23 protein-coding genes are annotated in these 19008 nt (G+C 56.3%); 16 read left to right on the forward strand and 7 right to left on the reverse strand.

Going from position 1 to position 19008, the window contains the following annotated elements; translation table 11 throughout:
* Window positions 1-41: 41 nt before the first annotated feature.
* Window positions 42-1139, reverse strand: a complete 1098-nt coding sequence (locus tag J1C54_RS00240; protein ID WP_255612441.1) for a S1C family serine protease — start codon at window positions 1137-1139, stop codon at window positions 42-44.
* 127 nt (window positions 1140-1266) lie between these two features.
* On the opposite strand from J1C54_RS00240, the gene J1C54_RS00245 reads away from it, so the two are divergent.
* Together J1C54_RS00245 and sat are read left to right on the forward strand one after the other, a co-directional pair.
* Entirely contained in the window at window positions 1267-2025 is a 759-nt protein-coding gene (locus tag J1C54_RS00245; protein ID WP_304504393.1) for a Nif3-like dinuclear metal center hexameric protein, read from the forward strand.
* 134 nt (window positions 2026-2159) lie between these two features.
* Window positions 2160-3374, forward strand: coding sequence for a sulfate adenylyltransferase (sat, locus tag J1C54_RS00250; RefSeq protein ID WP_229143824.1), 1215 nt, complete (start codon window positions 2160-2162; stop codon window positions 3372-3374).
* Between the two features lie 66 nt (window positions 3375-3440).
* Here the strand turns inward: sat and J1C54_RS00255 are convergent, their stop codons facing one another.
* Window positions 3441-3989, reverse strand: a complete 549-nt coding sequence (locus tag J1C54_RS00255; protein ID WP_229143825.1) for a YhcB family protein — start codon at window positions 3987-3989, stop codon at window positions 3441-3443.
* 121 nt (window positions 3990-4110) lie between these two features.
* On the opposite strand from J1C54_RS00255, the gene J1C54_RS00260 reads away from it, so the two are divergent.
* The 3 genes from J1C54_RS00260 to J1C54_RS00270 all read left to right on the forward strand — a co-directional run bounded on the left by J1C54_RS00260 (window position 4111) and on the right by J1C54_RS00270 (window position 7138).
* Complete coding sequence (locus J1C54_RS00260; protein ID WP_229143826.1) at window positions 4111-4746, forward strand: alpha/beta hydrolase; 636 nt, start codon at window positions 4111-4113, stop codon at window positions 4744-4746.
* Window positions 4747-4786: 40 nt separating this feature from the next.
* Window positions 4787-5872, forward strand: a complete 1086-nt coding sequence (zapE, locus tag J1C54_RS00265; protein WP_229143827.1) for a cell division protein ZapE — start codon at window positions 4787-4789, stop codon at window positions 5870-5872.
* A gap of 120 nt (window positions 5873-5992) precedes the next feature.
* Window positions 5993-7138, forward strand: a complete 1146-nt coding sequence (locus J1C54_RS00270) for an acyl-CoA dehydrogenase family protein (RefSeq protein WP_229143828.1) — start codon at window positions 5993-5995, stop codon at window positions 7136-7138.
* Between the two features lie 70 nt (window positions 7139-7208).
* Here J1C54_RS00270 and J1C54_RS00275 read toward each other — a convergent pair whose 3' ends face one another.
* A complete protein-coding gene (locus tag J1C54_RS00275; protein ID WP_229143829.1) occupies window positions 7209-7637 on the reverse strand; it encodes a host attachment protein in 429 nt (142 codons plus the stop codon).
* A 203-nt stretch (window positions 7638-7840) separates the two neighbouring features.
* On the opposite strand from J1C54_RS00275, the gene J1C54_RS00280 reads away from it, so the two are divergent.
* The 3 genes from J1C54_RS00280 to J1C54_RS00290 are packed head-to-tail and all read left to right on the forward strand — an operon-like array spanning window position 7841 to window position 10310.
* Window positions 7841-8635 carry an SDR family oxidoreductase gene (locus J1C54_RS00280; RefSeq protein ID WP_229143830.1) on the forward strand — a complete coding sequence of 265 codons (795 nt, stop codon included), beginning with the start codon at window positions 7841-7843 and terminating at the stop codon, window positions 8633-8635.
* Window positions 8632-9339, forward strand: coding sequence for a CPBP family intramembrane glutamic endopeptidase (locus tag J1C54_RS00285; RefSeq protein ID WP_229143831.1), 708 nt, complete (start codon window positions 8632-8634; stop codon window positions 9337-9339). The genes J1C54_RS00280 and J1C54_RS00285 overlap by 4 nt, the downstream gene beginning before the upstream one ends.
* Window positions 9336-10310 (forward strand): NAD-dependent epimerase/dehydratase family protein, encoded by a 975-nt coding sequence (locus J1C54_RS00290; protein ID WP_229143832.1) that lies wholly within the window; start codon window positions 9336-9338, stop codon window positions 10308-10310. Before J1C54_RS00285 ends, J1C54_RS00290 begins: the two co-directional genes overlap by 4 nt.
* 34 nt (window positions 10311-10344) lie before the next feature.
* On the opposite strand, the gene J1C54_RS00295 is transcribed toward J1C54_RS00290, so the two are convergent.
* Window positions 10345-11382 (reverse strand): aldo/keto reductase, encoded by a 1038-nt coding sequence (locus J1C54_RS00295; protein WP_229143833.1) that lies wholly within the window; start codon window positions 11380-11382, stop codon window positions 10345-10347.
* A 256-nt stretch (window positions 11383-11638) separates the two neighbouring features.
* Window positions 11639-11776 carry a hypothetical protein gene (locus J1C54_RS00300; protein ID WP_229143834.1) on the reverse strand — a complete coding sequence of 46 codons (138 nt, stop codon included), beginning with the start codon at window positions 11774-11776 and terminating at the stop codon, window positions 11639-11641.
* On the opposite strand from J1C54_RS00300, the gene J1C54_RS00305 reads away from it, so the two are divergent.
* The 8 genes from J1C54_RS00305 to J1C54_RS00340 all read left to right on the forward strand — a co-directional run bounded on the left by J1C54_RS00305 (window position 11738) and on the right by J1C54_RS00340 (window position 17868).
* Window positions 11738-13009 carry a carotenoid oxygenase family protein gene (locus J1C54_RS00305; protein WP_229144319.1) on the forward strand — a complete coding sequence of 424 codons (1272 nt, stop codon included), beginning with the start codon at window positions 11738-11740 and terminating at the stop codon, window positions 13007-13009. The genes J1C54_RS00300 and J1C54_RS00305 overlap by 39 nt on opposite strands.
* Before the next feature lie 117 nt (window positions 13010-13126).
* Window positions 13127-13555 carry a 50S ribosomal protein L13 gene (gene rplM / locus J1C54_RS00310; RefSeq protein ID WP_229143835.1) on the forward strand — a complete coding sequence of 143 codons (429 nt, stop codon included), beginning with the start codon at window positions 13127-13129 and terminating at the stop codon, window positions 13553-13555.
* Window positions 13556-13568: 13 nt separating this feature from the next.
* Window positions 13569-13964, forward strand: coding sequence for a 30S ribosomal protein S9 (gene rpsI / locus J1C54_RS00315; protein WP_229143836.1), 396 nt, complete (start codon window positions 13569-13571; stop codon window positions 13962-13964).
* Window positions 13965-14222: 258 nt separating this feature from the next.
* Window positions 14223-14813: a ubiquinol-cytochrome c reductase iron-sulfur subunit gene (gene petA / locus J1C54_RS00320; protein ID WP_229143837.1), complete on the forward strand. Its 591-nt coding sequence runs from the start codon at window positions 14223-14225 to the stop codon at window positions 14811-14813.
* Between the two features lie 5 nt (window positions 14814-14818).
* Complete coding sequence (locus J1C54_RS00325; RefSeq protein ID WP_229144320.1) at window positions 14819-16096, forward strand: cytochrome bc complex cytochrome b subunit; 1278 nt, start codon at window positions 14819-14821, stop codon at window positions 16094-16096.
* On the forward strand, window positions 16096-16746 hold the full coding sequence (locus tag J1C54_RS00330) for a cytochrome c1 (protein WP_229143838.1): 651 nt from the start codon (window positions 16096-16098) through the stop codon (window positions 16744-16746). The genes J1C54_RS00325 and J1C54_RS00330 overlap by 1 nt, the downstream gene beginning before the upstream one ends.
* A gap of 97 nt (window positions 16747-16843) precedes the next feature.
* Complete coding sequence (locus J1C54_RS00335) at window positions 16844-17482, forward strand: glutathione S-transferase N-terminal domain-containing protein (RefSeq protein WP_229143839.1); 639 nt, start codon at window positions 16844-16846, stop codon at window positions 17480-17482.
* Entirely contained in the window at window positions 17482-17868 is a 387-nt protein-coding gene (locus J1C54_RS00340) for a ClpXP protease specificity-enhancing factor (protein WP_370635593.1), read from the forward strand. Before J1C54_RS00335 ends, J1C54_RS00340 begins: the two co-directional genes overlap by 1 nt.
* Window positions 17869-17872: 4 nt before the next feature.
* Here the strand turns inward: J1C54_RS00340 and J1C54_RS00345 are convergent, their stop codons facing one another.
* Window positions 17873-18445, reverse strand: a complete 573-nt coding sequence (locus J1C54_RS00345; protein WP_229143841.1) for a BON domain-containing protein — start codon at window positions 18443-18445, stop codon at window positions 17873-17875.
* A complete protein-coding gene (locus J1C54_RS00350) occupies window positions 18445-19005 on the reverse strand; it encodes a hypothetical protein (protein ID WP_229143842.1) in 561 nt (186 codons plus the stop codon). Before J1C54_RS00350 ends, J1C54_RS00345 begins: the two co-directional genes overlap by 1 nt.
* Window positions 19006-19008: the final 3 nt, after the last annotated feature.

The raw sequence follows: 19008 nt of genomic DNA on the forward strand, positions 1-19008 counted from the left end.
TGCTCTCCTGATCTGGTTTCTTGGGTTTGGGTCTGCTTGAGCTATTTCACCATTGGCGGGCGCGTGCCGATTACTACTGTCAGATCCAGCGCTTCGCGATTACGTATAACGTTCAGAATGACTTCGGTGCCTGGTTTTGTTCCGGCGATGATGTTCATGGATTCATAGCCATCGCGGACCGGGTTGTCGTTGACGCCTACCAGAACATCACCGGGGCGCAGGCCGCCCTGATAGGCCGGGCTAGTGCGCACAACTTCCGATACCAGGCCGCCGCGCACTTCATCCAGGCCAAAGGTGGCGGCCAGATTCGGGGTAATGTCTTGCACGGTTACGCCGAGCCAGCCGCGAATCACTCGGCCATGCTCAATCAGGTCATTCATTACAGCGTTGGCAACAGAGGTTGGCGTGGCAAAGCCAATGCCCTGCCAGCTGCCGTCGCTGGACAGAATGGCAGTGTTGATACCGATCAGGTTGCCGCGGGTGTCGATTAACGCACCGCCGGAATTGCCGCGGTTAATTGCGGCATCGGTCTGGATAAAGTTTTCAAAGGTGGCAATACCCAGGTGACTACGGCCGGTGGCGCTGACAATGCCCATGGACACGGTCTGGCCCACGCCGAGTGGGTTGCCAATGGCCAGTACTACGTCGCCCACATCTACCGGGCTGCCGTTACCAAGGCGAATTACCGGCAATTCATCCAGTGGTATTTTCAGCAAGGCCAGGTCAGTTTCCGGGTCCGAGCCCACCAGCTGCGCCACGGTTTCGCGGCCATCGCGCAGCGCCACCAGAATTTCGTCGGCGTCTTGCACCACGTGGTTACTGGTCAGCAGGTAGCCCTTATCGGAAACAATCACTCCGGATCCCAGGCTGGATAGCAGCCGTTCGCGGCGGGGTTCTTCCATAAAGCGGTTGAGCAGTTCATCGTCTTCAGTGCTGGTGTCGCGACTCACCATTTGTGTGGTGTAGATGTTGACCACCGCCGGGGCGGCACGGTTGACTGCGGTAGAGTAGGTTTGTGCCGGGCGGCTGAGCGGGTTGTAGCCGTGGGCGCCTGGGCCCATTTCGTACCACCACAGTACGGCAAGGCCGACAACTATGCCGGCCAGCACGGGGCCAGCGAAGAAGCGCACCAGTTTCATTATGTCGATCCTGCTGATTCGGGGTGGGGTCATGTAAACTGGGGGCAGTCTAGCAGATGGGGACGCATTCCCTGAATCAGCCACCTATCTGAAGAGATCGCCATGGTTGGCCGAGCCAGGAGGAAAAATGATCAAACGAGATGCCATGCTGGCGGCGCTGGATGCCGAGCTGCAAAGCGGTCGCTTTAAGGATTACTGCCCGAATGGCCTGCAGGTCGAGGGACGTGAGCAGATTCGTCGGGTGGTTAGCGGCGTGACTGCTTGTCAGGCTCTGCTGGATGCGGCTCTGGTGGAAGAGGCGGACGCGGTGCTGGTGCACCATGGCTATTTCTGGCGCGGTGAAGAAGAGCGTATTCGAGGTATCAAGCGCCAGCGTCTGCAGACGCTGCTGGGCAATGATCTGAACCTGTTTGCCTATCATTTGCCGCTGGATGTGCATCCACAGCTTGGGAATAACGCCCGCCTGGCAGAAATCCTGGATTTTTCCGTGGCCGGCGGTCTGGAGCCGGACAATCCGCTATCGGTGGGCTTGCATGGCGCTTTGCCGGAGGTGATGACGGCGGCAGAGCTGGCCGGCCATCTGGAAGACAGGCTAGGCCGGGAGATATTGCATATTGGTGACCCCGGTGACGAAATCGAAACCGTTGGCTGGTGCACCGGCGCTGCGCAGGGGTATATAGAGCGGGCTCAGGGGCTTGGTCTGGATGCCTATATTAGTGGGGAGATTTCCGAGCCGACGGTGCACTTTGCCCGGGAAACCGGCATCCATTATTTCGCTTGCGGGCACCATGCTACCGAACGCTACGGTGTGCAGGCTCTGGGCGACTGGCTGGCACAGCGTTTTGGTATTGAGCACATTTTTATCGATATCGATAACCCGGTTTAGCTGGCCGGGGCAGGCCTTCGCATATCTATCTAACCAATGGTTATAACCAGCGATGCCACGCCGGTGGTGGTCTGCCCCTTCGGGCCGCTATAATGCGCGCCTTGTTTTTAACCGCTACTGAATCGGGAGTTAGCATGTCGCAATTGGTGAAACCGCATGGCAGTGATCAGCTTAAGCCGCTGCTGCTCGAAGGGGAGGCGCTAAATCAGGCGCTGGCCGCCGCCGCCAACCTGCCGAAGGTGAAGATGTCCTCGCGCGAGCGTGGTGATCTGATCATGTTCGGTATCGGTGGTTTCACTCCGCTGGAAGGCTTTATGGGCAAGGCCGACTGGCAGGGCGTGTGCGACACCATGACCATGGCTGACGGTCTTTTCTGGCCGATCCCGATTACGCTGTCCACCGACAAGGCTACTGCTGACTCCATCAAGGAAGGTGAGGAGGTGGCGTTGGTGGATGAAGATGGCGAGATTATGGGCTCCATGACCGTCAGCGAGAAATACGGAATCGACAAGGCGCACGAGTGCCAGACTGTGTTCAAGACCACCGATGCAGCTCACCCTGGCGTCAAGATGGTTATGGATCAGGGCGACATCAATCTGGCTGGCCCGGTGAAAGTATTCAGTCAGGGGGAGTTTCCGACCAAGTACGCTGACACCTACATGACCCCGGCTCAGACGCGCGCCATGTTCGAGGAAAAAGGCTGGAAAACCGTAGCGGCGTTCCAGACCCGCAACCCGATGCATCGCTCTCATGAGCATCTCGCCAAGATCGCCATCGAGATCTGCGATGGCGTGATGGTGCACTCCCTGCTGGGCCAGCTGAAGCCGGGCGATATTCCAGCCGAGGTGCGGCAGGAAGCGATTTCTGTACTTATCGACAAGTACTTCGTTAAAAACACTGTGGTGCAGTCCGGATACCCGCTGGATATGCGTTATGCGGGTCCGCGCGAAGCGTTGCTGCACGCTCTGTTCCGTCAGAACTATGGCTGCTCGCACCTGATTGTCGGCCGTGATCATGCCGGTGTTGGTGATTACTACGGTCCATTTGATGCTCACCATATCTTTGATGAGATCAAATCGGATGCGTTGATTACGCAGCCGTTGAAAATCGACTGGACCTTCTGGTGCAACAAGTGCGGCACCATGGCGTCCATGCGTACCTGCCCGCACGAGGCTGCAGACCGGGTGCTGGTGTCTGGCACCAAGCTGCGCAAGGCGTTAAGCGAAGGTGAGGAAGTGCAAGATGGCTTTAGCCGCCCAGAGGTGCTGGAAGTGCTGCGTCGTTACTACGCCTCGCTGCAGGACCACGAGAAAGTGAAGGTCGAGCTGACAGGCCACTCTGCCCGTTGATCGCCGAGCAGAGATAAAAAAGCCCGCTAAGCGGGCTTTTTTTGCGCGAGAATTTATGTCCTGCTGCTATCGCTGAGAAGGGTCCGCAGGGCGTTCATTGCTATCGTCCGGTGGACAGCCCTGCTCACCGCAGCCATCGGCATAGTCTCGCGGCGGGTTAAGCATGTCGTCGGCCACGGTGGTTTCCATGGCATCTGAATCTTGCTCATCCCGGCGTAGCCCATAGTTTTCCGCCAGAGTACCCTTATGGCTCGGCGCGTAATCCAGCGGCGGGCTGACCTCCTCGCCAATTTGCTCATCACTATCGGGTAGAAGATCAAAGGTTTTCGCCATGGCGATGCGTCGGGCTTGATCAGAGCATAACTGACGGGCGCCATCAGCCAACTGCTCGTGAACAGCCCGGTAGGCCTGATTCAGGTTGCTGACCAAGTCCGCGGTGCGAAGAAAGTGGGCATCGACCTCTTCGCGGTAACGATTTAGGGCGCTGCGAGCCTGATCACGTTCCTTTTCCAGAGCCACCCAGTTGCGGCGGTAAGGTAGGAACAACCAAGCCAAAGCAGCTCCGACAACGGCTCCTGCCATCAGAATCAACAACGTGGTAGACAAACTGCCCATCAGTATTCCTCCTAGCGTTACCCTATTGCAGCACAGCGCGAAGCCAAGCGCCAAGCATGATGGTGACGCAATTGTTAGAATTCCCGACAAATCAGCGGGGACCACGCCCCAGGGTGACAATATGGTAGCGCAGCGCGAGCACCTCAGTTTGTCCGGTCCGGCCGGTGTGATAGATGCGGTGATGGAATATGTCAGCGATGAGCCCGGGTTTATCGGGGTGGTATGCCATCCTCATCCTCTGTTTGGCGGCACTATGGAGAACAAGGTGGTCACCTCGCTATGCCGCGCTGTGCGCGATGCTGGCGGTGTTGCCTTGCGCTTCAATTTTCGCGGTGTAGGCAAGAGTCAGGGCGTGCATGGCGCTGGTTTTACCGAAAGTGAAGACCTGCTGGCGGTGATTGGTTGGCTGAAGCAGCGCTGGCCTGACCGTCCGGTTTGGCTGGCGGGCTTTTCCTTCGGCTCCTGGGTGGCCGTGCGTGGTGCTGCATCGCTGGCCTCGGTGGATGGGCCTGTTGCTCACCTGCTGTTGGTGGCGCCCCCTGTCCATCACAATGATTTCGATACCATTGAGCACACCGGCTGTCCGGTGACGGTGGTGGTTGGCGAGCAGGATGAGGTGGTGCCGGTGCCGGAGATGCTGGCCTGGGCTAACAATTCCACGCTTAACCCGGATCTGGTGCGCTTTCCTGTTAGCGGCCATTTCTTTCACGGCCAACTGATCGAACTGGCAGAAGTCGCTCGCCAGACCTTCCCCTGAGCCGCCAGCGGCGCTACATTGCCGGCCTCGCGGAGAAAGCATGACACCATTAGCCCAGTATCAGCGTGATCTGACACGCCCGGATTTCCATAGCGACGCTGCCCAGGCGAGGGCCGTTGATGCCCTGCAGGACCTTCATCGGCGACTGCTGGAGGATGGCGAGCGCCGCAAAGGTCTGTTTGGCAAGCTGCGCAAGCCGCAGTCCCAGATTGGTCTGTATATGTGGGGAGGGGTTGGTCGCGGCAAAACCTATTTGATGGATGTGTTCTTTGAGTCGCTGCCCTTCGCTGACAAGGAGCGAGTGCACTTTCACCGCTTTATGCAATACGTGCATCGGGAGATGCGTGCTCGGCAGGGTGAAAAGAACCCGCTTGATGGTATCGCACGGGATTTTGCCAGGCGTGCCCGGGTGCTGTGTTTTGACGAGTTTTTTGTCACAGACATCACCGATGCCATGATTCTTGCCACCCTGCTAGGCACCCTGTTTGACGAGGGCGTGACGTTGGTGGCCACTTCGAACATTGTTCCTGATCAGCTTTACCGGGACGGCCTGCAGCGCGCCCGATTCTTGCCAGCCATCGCTTTGCTCAACCAGCACACCAAGGTGCTGAACGTGGATGGCGGCACTGATTATCGGCTGCGTTTGTTGGAGCAGGCTGAGCTGTACCACTGCCCGTTGGGAGCGGGGGCCGATAAATTTATAGCAGAGCGCTTTGCCACCCTTGGTACTGAGCATGCGGTGGTTAAAGAAGATATTGATATCCAGATTGAGGGGCGGCCGATCCGTGCTCGCAGGGTAAGTGATGACGTTGCCTGGTTTGAGTTCCGAGCGCTTTGTGACGGCCCGCGTAGTCAGAACGATTACATTGAGCTGGCTCGCGAGTATCACACCGTGCTGTTGGCTAATGTTGAGCGTATGGGTGTTGCCACGGATGATATCGCCAGACGGTTTATCAATCTGGTGGATGAGTTCTACGACCGCAGCGTCAAATTGATCGTTACCGCTGATGTGCCGATCGAGGATATCTATGCGGGCGGTCGGTTGGATTTCGAGTTTGCTCGTACCCGAAGTCGCTTGCTGGAGATGCAGTCCCGAGAGTATCTGGCTAAACCGCACCTTGCGTGAGCGTTCCGGTCATTGCGGCCGGTAGACAATGTTGCGTAAAACGTCTGCCTCGGACGGCGTTCACCTTGTAATCATGCGCCGTCATCACAATCAGCAGACAACCTGAACCCGGAGATGGCGATGATTCCCCGCACCCTGTTTAACAGCGACCACGATACCTTCCGCGACACCGTGCGCAAGTTTCTCGAAAATGAGGCAGTGCCGTTCCACGAGGAGTGGGAGCAAACCGGTCAGGTGCCAAAGGAGCTGTGGCGCAAGGCTGGTGAGCAGGGTTTTCTTTGCCCGATGGTGTCGGAGCAGTATGGTGGCCTTGGCACCGACTTTCTCTACAGTGTAGTGGTAAGTGAAGAAGTTTCCCGCGCTGGCCTGACAGGTATTGGTTGGGGCTTGCACACTGAAATCGTCGCGCCCTATATCGAGCATTACGGCAGTGAGGAACAGAAGCAGAAGTATTTGCCGAAGATGGTAACGGGTGAAGTGATTGGCGCCATCGCCATGTCCGAGCCCGCTGCCGGCTCAGACCTGCAGGGCATCAAGACGGTTGCCATCAAGGATGGCGATCACTATGTACTTAACGGTTCGAAAACTTTTATCACTAATGGCCAGAATGCTGATCTGGTTATCGTGGTGGCGAAGACGGACCCAAGCAAGGGCGCCAAGGGCATAAGCCTGTTTTTGCTGGAAGAGGGCACTGCCGGTTTCGAGAAGGGCAAGAACCTGAAGAAAGTTGGCATGAAAGCGCAGGATACCTCGGAGCTGTTTTTCCAGGATGTGCGTTTGCCAAAGGAAGCGTTACTTGGTCAGGAAGGCATGGGCTTTGTCTACTTGATGCAGGAACTACCGCAGGAGCGTCTCGGCATTGCAATCAACGGTTTGGCCATGGCGGAAAGCGCGCTGGAGCATACCATCCGCTATGTCAAAGAACGTCGTGCCTTCGGCAAGGCTATTGCTGAGTTTCAGAATACCCAGTTCAAACTTGCCGAACTGCATACTGAGGTGGAAGTTGGTCGAGCCTATGTGGATCGCTGTCTTGAGCTGCATTTGCAGGGCAAGCTGGATGTGCCCACGGCAGCTGCCTCGAAGTATTACATTACCGATTTGCAGTGCCGGGTGATTGATGAGTGCCTGCAGTTGCATGGTGGCTATGGTTACATGTGGGAGTACCCGATTGCGCGCATGTTTGCTGATGCAAGGGTGCAGCGCATTTATGGTGGCACCAATGAGATTATGAAACAGATTATCGGCCGGGCTATTCTGGCGGATTGATTGGTGGTTTGGTTCATCGATAAAAAAGGCGCCGGAAGGCGCCTTTTTTCTGGTCCGCTTGCTGATCACGTCAGTCAAACAAATTGGCGCGGATGGTCTCATTGTCCTGTTCGAGCAGGTTCTTTTGCACCGTATGCGTGACCAGTTTGCCGAGATGGCCATTCATTTTCTGTCGCAAGACACCGAGAAATGCGGGCGGAGCCACCAGTGCCAGTTGGGCAAACTTGCCGCTGTTTCGTCCTTTCTCCAGATAGTCGACTATTTCCTTGGCAAACACCTCTTGATGATGGTGGTGTAGATCCGGCGGCTCCATGCCATGGCGTCCGTCGCCGCTGCTGTCAAAGGTTCGGCCCGGGCGATCAGAGGTTAGCTCCTGAGGTTTCATCCGTCCCTCGGGATGAGTAAGGGCCTCAACATCGATTGGGGTCTGAACCCGACTATGCGCAGAAAGGATGCGCGCACGGCTGCTGTCGGCGACGATTATCCAAGTGTGTTCCATGGCTGGCTCCTTAAAAAAAGTACAGGATCTGTGGACTGATCATGCGCCAGTGGAGAGCACTTGGTCATGATCCGAATCATGGTAATTGCGACCACGGTCAGCGCCTGTCGTTCCGAGCCATAAACCGGCCATGATCTGGCGTTTATTGCACCATGGTGCCATATTCCCAGTGATGTTTTTAACAGGTTTTGGGGAGAACCCGGATGGGCACACAAACGGCAATGGTTACCGGAGCGTCCAGTGGTATTGGGGTGGATATCGCCCGGCAGCTGGCCAAGCGGGGCCTGAATCTGATTCTGGTGGCGCGCCGTCGCGAGCGGCTCGAGGCCTTGGCTGCGGAACTACAGCAGCATGGCGTGCAGGCGCTGGTGCTGGATTGTGATCTGGCCGACCGGCAACAGCTTAATGGGCTGATGGCGCGGGCGGAGCAGTGGCTGCAGGCTGAGCAGCTGGTTTTGACCGTTCTGGTCAACAATGCTGGCACAGGTGTCTGGGACTGGTTTGAAAACCAGACCCGGGAGGTTAGTCAGCGTGATATCGACCTGAATGTGACGGCGCTGACAACCCTGTGCCACGACTTTATTGGCCAGGCCAAGGCCCATGGTGAACCCTCCCATATTCTCAATGTTGCTTCTTTGGCGGCCATGCTGCCGACCCCGCGCTTTGTGGTGTACTCCGCTACCAAGGCCTATGTGCAGCGTTTTTCAGAAATTCTTGACTATGAGCTGCGGCAGACCAATATCAGTGTGACCTGTTCTTGCCCCGGGGGCGTGCTCACTGAGTTCATGGAGCATGCGGGGCAGGAGCTGAAAGGTGACACCGGCATGATGAGTTCCGAGGATGTTGCCCGGCTGGCGGTACAGGCCATGTTTGCTGGTCAGTTGATCCATGTTCCGGGGGCGCTTAACAAGCTGTCGACCTTGGTACGCTTCCTGCCGCACTCGTTGAAAATCCGCTTGGTGGAGAAAAGTATGCTGGTGACGGTTAGGGACAAATGACGCTGACTGAGCTGTTTGGCCCGGTACGTCGGGCGGAGTGGTGGTTTTGGGGCGTGGTGTTGGCGGCCATGGTGCTGTTCCTGTACCCGGCGGATGAGTCATTTTTTATTGCTCATCTGAGCGTAGCGGACAGTTCTGCGCAGCTTGCCCAGTATCAGAGCTATCTCTGGCATCACGCGATGGTGCTGTTGGTGTTTTTGATACCACTGCTGCTAATGCCACGTCTCGGCATTGCCAATCAGGGCGGCGGTTTGTTTGCACCCGGGGACTGGCGCTGGGGTGCCCGTTGGACCTTGCTGGCGTGCCTGGTGGTGACATTGCCTACCTGGATTTCTGCGGCAGATCCCCAGTTTCAGGCGGAGTATCCGCTGGCTCCACACGCATTCAGCAGTCCGTCACTACTGGCACTGTTTCTGTTCAGCTATGTCCTTTATTACGTTGGCTGGGAAGCATTCTTCCGTGGCTTTATTGGCTACGGTCTTGTTGGTCTGGGCTATGCGCCGTTTCTCGCCTTGATGGTGCAGGTGGCACTGTCGACCATTATTCATATTGGCAAGCCGCAGATGGAACTGATTGGTGCTATTCCCGGAGGTGTTCTGATGGGTGTACTGGCCTATCGTTCCCGTTCGTTGCTTTGGCCCTTGCTGTTCCATATTTATGTTGGCTTTATCAACACCATGTTTTGCTGGATGCAAGGGGCATGAAAATTTCTCGGGCGCTTGTTACTGGTGCTAACGGTTTTATTGGCAGCAATCTTTGCCGCCACCTTATTTCGGCGCAGGTCCCCGTGCGGGCATTGGTATTGCCCGGCGAGGATGTCATAGCGCTGCAGCAGCAGGGTGTCGAGATTGTCTGGGGCGATATTACCGGGGAGCTTCCGGTCCATCTTTTTGATGGCATTAGTCATGTGTTCCATCTGGCAGCGATCGCCTTTGACTGGGGTGATTGGTCGCTGTTCTGGAAAGTGAATGCGGTGGGTACAGAGCGGCTTTTGCAAGCTGCTGCGAGTGCTGGCGTGCCCCGTTTTATTCATATGAGTTCGCTAGCGGTGCATGCTTATACCGGACATGTGGATAGTGATGAGTCGACACCGGCGGACAGCGTGATCAATCATTACGCTGTGAGTAAGCGGCTGGCAGAAGAAGCCGCGCAGAAAGCAGCAAATAGCATTCATGTCACCATCATTCGTCCGGGCATGGTGCCCTATGGTCCCGGTGACCGTCTGACCATTCCGGGGATGGTGGACGCATTGCGGCGTGGCATCTACGCCCATGTTGATGGCGGTCGGCGGCGGGTCTCTCTGGTGCAGGTGGATAATCTTGCCGATGGCATGTTGCTGGCCGCACAACGAGATGGGGTTAGCGGTGCAGTATATGTGCTGGCGGATGAGGTGGTCAGCTGGCGCGAGTTTGCCGATGCTGTGGCAGATGCGTTTTCCTTGCCGCGGGCAAAACGTAGTGTGCCGTTGTGGCTGGTGTCCTCGCTGGCGGTGGTGCTGGAGTCATTGTATCGGGCGCTGCCATTGAAAGGCGCGCCGTTACTGACTCGATATAGGGCCAGCCTGTTTAATGGTGACCTGGTGTTTTCCTCTGCCAAGGCGCGCAGCGAACTGGGCTGGCAGCCGGCGGTGACGTTGCAGGAAGGGCTGCGCAGAGTGCGCGAGTGTACATTGTAGATTGTGTAACTCTCTCAATGCGTAAAGCCTTTATTTATGGCGCCGGGTTCGGGTGCTCTACATGAATCGCCTCTATTTCCTTGACCAGCTCATCAGTCATTGGCAGCTTGATGCTGCGCAGGTTTTCCTCCAGCTGGGTGATGCTGGTGGCGCCAATAATATTGCTGGTGACGAACGAGCGGCTGGTGACATATTGCAAGGCCATCTGTGTCGGTGACAGGCCGTGGCGGGCGGCTAGCTGGCAGTATTTTTCCGTGGCGTCGATGGATTGAGCGTTGTTGTAGCGGGAGAAATACTTGAACAGAGTCAGACGGGCATTTTCTGGCCATTGGTGGTGGCGATATTTGCCGGTCAGCATGCCGAATGCCAGCGGTGAGTAAGCCAGCAAGCCGATATTTTCCCGGTGGCTCACTTCTGCCAGGCCAACTTCATAGGTGCGGTTAAGGAGTGAGTAGGGGTTCTGGATCGATACCGGTCGCGGTGCGTTCTGGCGGTCTGCTTCCATGCAGTATTTCATCACGCCCCAGGGGGTTTCGTTGGATAGACCGTAGTGACGGATCTTGCCCTGCTTGATGAGTTGGTGCAGTGCTGCCACGGTTTCTTCAATCGGCGTCTGATCCTCGTCGGCCTTGTGGCGGTATCCGAGCTTACCGAAGTAATTGGTGTTCCGGTCCGGCCAGTGCATCTGATACAGGTCGATCACATCGGTCTGTAATCGCTTCAGGCTATCTTCCACTGCTTGAAAAATATGTTCCTGGTTAAGTCGCGGGCCGCCACGAATATGTTTGATCCATTCGCCCGGGCCGGCGGCCTTGCTGGCCAGGATGACCTTGTCCCGCTGACCGGTTTGTTTGAACCAGTGGCCGATGATTTCTTCAGTTTTTCCGTAGGTATCCGGGGTGGCGGGCACGGCATACATTTCTGCGGTATCGAAAAAATTGATGCCATGATCCAGTGCCAGATCCATCTGGGCGAAGCCGTCTGCCTGATTGTTCTGCTTTCCCCAGGTCATGGTTCCGAGGCACAAAGCGCTGACGTTGAGGTCGGTATTGCCTAGGCGGCGGGTTTCCATAATGGGCTCCAGTGATTGGCCAAGCAGGCATCATACCGGGCCAGTGCCGACTTGTGCATGACGTCAGCCTCGAGAAACACGCCGCAATCCTTTGTATGCGCCCCTTGCGCGGCGCTTGTAAGGAGCGTATCCAAAGAAAGTGCGTGAAGATGATGGAGCAAGACATGAATCAGGCGGCGACTATCGCGGGTATTGGTGTGGGTAACCCCAAGCTGGCCCATGTCAGTGGTTTTGATGCGCTGGAGCAGGAGTTTGATTACCGTGTGCCGGCGGCGGAAATTGAAGGCGCCATTCCGGACAGTGTGCGTGGTACTTTTTCCGCATTGGCCCCGGCCGCAACCGGCTGGGTAATCAGATATTCGGCCACTGGTTTGATGGCGATGGCATGCTGCATGGTGTCACTTTCACCGATAACGGCATCTGGTATCGCAACCGCTATGTGCGCACGCCCAAGTACCTGGCCGAGACCGCAGCGGGCAAAATCGTCTATCGCAGCTTCGGTCACAATGCGCCGGGCGGCGTGTTGAAGAATATTGGCCGGTTACCAGCGAATGCTGCCAATACCAGCCTGATTTGGCACGGTGGGCGTTTGCTGGCGCTATGGGAGGGTGGTCGGCCCTGGCAGGTGGACCCGGTGACGCTGGAGACCATTGGCGAGTTCAATTTTGACGGCAAGCTCAGCTTTCGCGACCCTTTCAGCGCCCATGGCAAGATCGATCCGGCCAGCGGCGACTACTACAACCACGGCCTGAGCGTTGGAGGCAGGGGGCCGCAGATCAATATCTATCGGATCAATCGCGATGGGGACCTGGTTGCCCGTACCGGCATTCCGGTGAAGGTTGCGGCCTTTGTCCATGACTTTGCTTTTGCCGGCGATTATCTGGTGTATTTTGTTCACCCGGTGGGTTTTCGTAACCCCCTGCCGTTCCTTTCTGGCTGGAAAGCCTTTAATGACTGCGTGCGATATGACCCGGCCTGGGGCATGGAAGCGCTGGTGGTGGATGCCAGGACCCTGAAGCTGGTGCGGCGTATCCGGCTGGATCCTTTTGTAGTGTTTCACTTCGGTAATGCCTGGCAGGAAGGGCGCAAGCTGGTGATTGACCTGATGCGTTTCGAGGACTTCAGTGTCAACGAGCTGCTCAGCGATATCTTTCATGCGGAAAACGATCAGGGCGGGGTTCCATGGCGTTACACGCTGGATCTTGATTCGGGGTCCGCTCAGGCAGAGGCCCTGCCGTTTGCCTGTGCCGGGGAGTTTCCCCAGTGGGACCTGCGCTTCAGTGGCAAAAAGACGCGCTGGCTATATAGCGCAGCGATTGCGGACAACGGTACTAATGGCTTCTTCAACGCTATTCAGAGGCTGGATGGCGACACCGGCGAGTTGACCATGCATGACTTCGGTCCCGGTCGATTCACCTCCGAGGCGGTGTTTGTCCCCGAAGGTGAGGCTGAAGGGGATGGTTATCTGTGCTGTGTGGTGTACGATGCCTCCTCCCGCAGTAGTGAGATTGTGCTACTGGATGCTCGTCAGGAAGGCCTGCCTCAGGTGGCACGGATTCCGTTGCGTAATCATGTGCCTTTTGGCTTCCACTGCGGCTATACCCGAAGAGCATTTCTCCCGGCCTGAAGCCGGGAAACTGCTTGTTTTGGCCTTTGCGTTTCGGTAGACTTCGCGCTCTTTCTCTGGCGGGAATCTCGCCGAGTGGCCAGATTGCCCCGTAACTGTTTGATTTGGAAGAATTCCATGAAGACCTTCAACGCGACCTCAGAGACCGTCAAGCGCGACTGGTTTGTGGTAGACGCAGCCGGTAAGACCCTTGGTCGTCTGGCCAGCGAAGTGGCTACCCGCTTGCGCGGCAAGCACAAGCCGGAATATACCCCGCACGTTGATACCGGTGATTACATCGTTATCGTTAATGCCGAGAAGGTCGCAGTGACCGGCAAGAAAGCTGGTGACAAGGTGTATTACCACCACACCGGTTATATTGGCGGCATGAAATCGATCACCTTCGAAAAGCTGATAGATCGTAAGCCAGAAATGGCAATCGAGCTGGCTGTGAAAGGCATGATGCCGCGTAATCCGCTGGGCCGCGCCATGCTGCGCAAGCTGAAGGTTTACGCTGGCACCGAACATCCGCATACGGCTCAACAGCCGCAGCCGCTGAATATCTGAGGACTGAGATCACATGGCAACTGCAGCAGCTAATTATGGTACCGGTCGTCGCAAAACCTCTGCGGCCCGCGTTTTCATTCGTCCGGGTAGTGGTGCAATCACCATTAACGGTCGTCCGTTGGATCAGTATTTTGGCCGTGAAACTGCCCGCATGGTAGTTCGTCAGCCGCTCCAGCTGGTTGAGATGAGTGAACGCTTCGATATTAACGTCACCGTAAAGGGCGGTGGCACCACCGGTCAGGCCGGTGCAATTCGTCACGGCATTACCCGTGCCCTGATGGAGTATGACGAAACCCTGCGTGCCTCCCTGCGTAAGGCCGGTTTCGTTACCCGCGATGCCCGTGAGGTTGAGCGTAAGAAAATTGGTCTGCACAAAGCCCGTCGTCGTCCGCAGTTCTCCAAGCGCTGATACGATCTTTGTTGCGACTCGAAGAAGCCCGGTTTATCCGGGCTTTTTTGTGGCCCTTTGACGCGGCCTAATCTGCTTAAGGGGGCTAATCCCGGTTGTCACGTGTGGTCTTTTTCTTTACCATTCGCGACGCCTCAAAAGGCCGGTGCTGATATCTCTCCCAAGGAGCTTGATGCGCCGCCGACCACCCTGTCACGAGGATGTCCTCGAGCCGCCTGGATCACCCCCGGGCGTGGGATCCAAGGGGAGATAATCTCAATGAGTAAAGACGGCGTAAATACCAGCCGCCGCACGTTCCTGATTGGTGCCACCAGTGCTGTCGGTGCCGTCGGTGTCGTGGGTCTTGCAGTGCCCTTCGTTAAATCCTGGCAACCCAGTGCCCGGGCAAAAAATGCCGGAGCTCCGGTTACCGTTGATATTGGCAAGCTTGAGCCGGGCCAGCGCGTCGTGCGTGAGTGGCGTGGTCAGCCGGTATGGGTGGTGCGTCGCACCGAGACCATGCTGGCAGGCTTGGCAAAAGTAGAAGACGATCTGAGTGATCCGGAGTCCCTCGCTGATCAGCAGCCAGACTATGCCCGCAACCAGTACCGTTCGATCAAGCCGGAGCTGCTGATCCTGATCGGTACCTGTACGCATCTGGGTTGTTCGCCGAACTACAATCCCAATCCGGAGGTAGAAGTTGGCTTGGAGTATGGTGGCTTCTACTGCCCGTGCCATGGTTCACGCTTTGACTTCTCCGGTCGTGTATATTCTGGCGTGCCGGCGCCGACCAACATGGTGGTACCGCCCCACTCGTACCTGAGTGAGTCGGTGGTGATCATCGGTTCTGAAGAAGGGGAGACCGCATAATGGGCCTGCTGACTCGTGCCGTTGACTGGGTTGACGCCCGCCTGCCGGTTGTCGACGCATTCAAGAAACATATGTCGGAGTACTACGCTCCGAAAAACTTCAACTTCATGTACTACTTCGGGGTTTTCTCGATGGTGGTACTGGTTAACCAGCTGCTTACCGGCATCTGGCTGACCATGTTCTTCTCTCCTACCGAAGCTTTCGACTCGGTGGAGTACATCATGCGCGATGTCCAGTATGGCTGGCTGATCCGCTATATGCATGCGGTCGGTGCGTCGATGTTCTTCGCTGTGGTTTATCTGCACATGTTCCGTGGTTTGATGTATGGCTCATACAAGCCGCCGCGTGAGCTGGTGTGGGTGTTCGGCATGCTGATCTATCTGGCGTTAATGGCCGAAGGCTTCCTCGGTTACGTGCTGCCCTGGGGCAACATGTCCTATTGGGGTGCCCAGGTTATTGTCTCGCTGGTTGGCGCCGTTCCCTATGACGTGCTGCCATTTGTTGATGCAGCTCAGGGCAAGGAGATGGGTGAGGCCATTGCTACCTGGGTGCGCGGTGACTATCTGCTTTCTGATGCCACAGTAAACAAGTTCTTTGCTCTGCACGTGGTGTTGATTCCGATCGTTCTGTTGGCGCTGGTAGTTCTGCATATTCTTGCGCTGCATGAAGTGGGCTCCAACAATCCGGATGGCGTTGAAATCAAGAAGACCAAGGATGAGAACGGTATTCCGAAGGATGGCATCCCGTTCCACCCGTACTACACGGTAAAAGATCTGGCCGGTATTGTGGTGTTTCTGGCGGTATTCGCGGTGGTGGTGTTCTTCTTCCCGGATGGCGGCGGTTACTTCATTGAGCGTCCCAACTTCGAGCCGGCTAACCCGCTAAAGACACCGGCCCACATTGCTCCGGTGTGGTATTACGGCCCTTACTACGCGATGCTTCGTGCCACCACTATTGATTTCATCTTCCCGGCGAAAACCTGGGGTCTGTTTGCCATGGGCGGTGCTATTGCCATCCTCTTCGTGGTGCCGTGGCTGGATCGTCATCCGGTCAAGTCGATTCGCTATAAAGGCTGGCTGAGCAAGCTGTTTATGGCGCTGTTTGCAATCGACTTCCTGGTGCTGGGATATCTCGGTACTCAGCCGGGCTCACCAGTGAAGACTGCGATCGCCCAGATTGGCACTCTGTACTACTTCGCTTATTTCTTGGTGGTGTTGCCGTTCGTGCACCGTTTCGAAAAGTCGAAGCCAGTGCCTGAGCGCGTCACCATGGGAGGTCACTGATGAAAAGGCTCGCCGTTATTCTGTTCTGCCTGCCGGCTCTGGCCTTTGCTGCCGGGGGCACCAATGAGTATGTGGTTGATGCGCCTATCAATCTGAAGGATCGAGTGTCGCTGCAGAATGGTGCCAAGCTGTTCACCAACTACTGCATGGGCTGCCATTCACTGAAATACCTGCGTTATGAGCGGATGGCTGAAGATCTGGGTATTCCCGCCGATCTGGTGATGGAAAACCTGAATTTCACCAGCGACCGAATCGGTGACCAGATGACTAACGCCATGGATCGGAAGGTGGCCGAGCAGTGGTTTGGTGCGGCTCCTCCGGATCTGACTCTTACCGCTCGTCTGCGTACCCCGGACTGGCTGTACTCCTATCTGGTAAGCTTCTATGCCGATGAACAGCGGCCGTACGGTTATAACAACCACGTGTTCCCGAGCGTGGGCATGCCGCATGTGATGGCTGCCATGGAGCAGGAGCTGGGTGAGGAGAAGTTCAAGTCGGAAATGGCTGACCTGACCAACTTCCTGACCTATGCCGCCGAGCCTGCCCGTCTTGAGCGGGAAAGTCTTGGCGTGAAGGTGCTGATTTTCCTGTTCATCCTGTTCTGGCCGGCGTATTTCCTGAAGAGAGAATACTGGAAAGACGTCCACTGAACGGTGCCCTGACAGGGCCGCAACACAGGAAGCAGGGTAGCCGCCGGGCGGCTATCCTGCTTCTCTCTTTACAGTAATTGCAGGAGTGTCGTTAAAGATGGGTGTCGTGACCAGAAGATCGTCGATGACCTTTTTTTCCAATCCGCGGGATCATTACAGCCACCGTGTGCGTATCGTGCTGGCAGAAAAAGGCGTGACTGTGGATATCGTCGATGTCGAAGACCACGAAAAGCCGGAAGATCTTGCCCACTTCAACCCGTACAACGAAGTGCCGACTCTGGTAGATCGGGACCTGAGCCTGTATCAGTCCAGTGTCATTATGGAATATCTGGATGAGCGTTTCCCCCATCCCCCCCTATTGCCGGTTTATCCGGTGGCTCGTGCAACCAGCCGTCAGCTGATTCACCGTATTGAGCGTGACTGGTGCGGTAATGTGGACGCCATTCTTAAAGGTGACGCCAAGGAAGCAACGTTGGCCAAGCACCGCAAGGAGCTGCGCGAGAGTCTGATTACCACGGCCCCGGTATTCGGTGATAAGCCGTTCTTTATGAACGAGGAGTTCACTTTGGTGGACTGCGCGCTGGCACCGATTTTGTGGCGTTTGCCAGTACTTGGCCTGGATCTGCCGGCCAAGCAGTGCAAGCCGATCTTTGACTATGCCGAGCGCATGTTTGACCGTGATGGCTTTCAGGCTAGCTTGTCTGACAAGGAGCGGGAAATCCGCCTCCTGGCCTGATGACCACCATGACCCCTAATCGCCCGTATCTAATACGGGCGATATATGACTGGATCTGTGACAACGGTCTGACACCGCATTTGGCGGTGGACGCTCACTACCCACGTACCCTTGTACCTCAAGAGTTTGTCCAGAACGGTCAGATCGTTCTGAACATCGCTCCCGGTGCGGTGCAGGGGTTGGTGGCGGGCAATGATGAAATTATATTTTCTGCCCGTTTTGGTGGCATTCCGCGCAATCTGGTTGTGCCGGTAGGTGCGGTGCTGGCGGTTTACGCGCGCGAGAATGGCCAGGGGATGGTTTTCTCCGCCGATGAAATGCCTCCGCCGGAGCCCGACAATACTCCAACGGATGACAGCAGACCAACGCTACGCGTGGTTAAGTAACGTCTCAGTCGATGTACTCAATGATCTTGACGATCTTCTGCACACCATAGGTTTTCTGTACCTGGGTTACCACGGCATCTGCTTCCTTGCGGGTCATCAGCCCAAGCAGATAGACAACCCCATTTTCGGTAACCACTTTGGTGCGGGATGCCCGGGCGTCGCTGGCGAAGGCCAGCCTGGTTTTCACTTTGGTGGTCAGCCAGGCATCGTTGAAGCGGGCTAGCCCGGACACTTTGCCGGAGATCTGCAGCTCGTTATGCACATCAGCCACATGGCGAATTTTGCCAGCAATATCTCCCGCCTGTTTCTTCAGGGCATCGGACTCGACCTGGCCAGCCAGCAGTACTTGACCGTTAAAGCTCACCACAATAATTCGCTGTAAGGACAGTGGCGCGCCAGCACGTTTAATGTTGACCCGGGTTTTCGTTTCAATGGCCTGATCTTCAATAACAGAACCAAAGGTACGTTCACCGTAGTTTGTGTCTGTCGGCTCGCTGGACATCGGGGCAACGAAGGTAGCGCAGCCGCTGAGCATGGCAAGAAACAACGCGCAGACAAAAATACGCAGGCTAGTCATCAGGACAGGTCTCCAAAAAGTTGCTGTTCAATATGGTCGCACAAGGCGTGAATAGCCAGTAGTGTGATTTCACGGGCGCGCAGCGGGTTGTCCGCTGGAACAATAATAGGGATATCCTGATTGCGACATTTGGCAGGACTGCGGTTGTCATTCATTGAGCTAATCAGAATAACCACCATGTCACGTTCGTGGGCTGCGCTGATTAGTTGCTCGGCTATGGCGGGATCCGGCTGGATTAGTAGCAGGATATCCCCCCGCTGGGCGAATGCATGCAGCGCAGCAACTTCGTTAGCGCCTTGTCGGTCGGCGCTGTGGTTGGCAGTTAAATCCCATGCCGGCAGCGGTGGCCGTTGGCCCTGACCGCCTAGCAGTAAAGTGGCAAACAGACTACTAAACTGAATCCCGTCAGCATGGCTTGCGGAAAAAACCCTGCCGCCGTCGAGCAGGCTGGCGAGCAGTCTATTGCCAGCCGCTAACAGGGTTTCCGGCAGCATCTCTGCAGCTTTCATGCTGTGTTCGATATTCTCGGCAAATTGCTGACGGATCAGGCTCACGGTCATGTC

It is taken from the genome of Alcanivorax sp. 1008 (assembly GCF_020667895.1).
Classification (GTDB): domain Bacteria; phylum Pseudomonadota; class Gammaproteobacteria; order Pseudomonadales; family Alcanivoracaceae; genus PGZG01.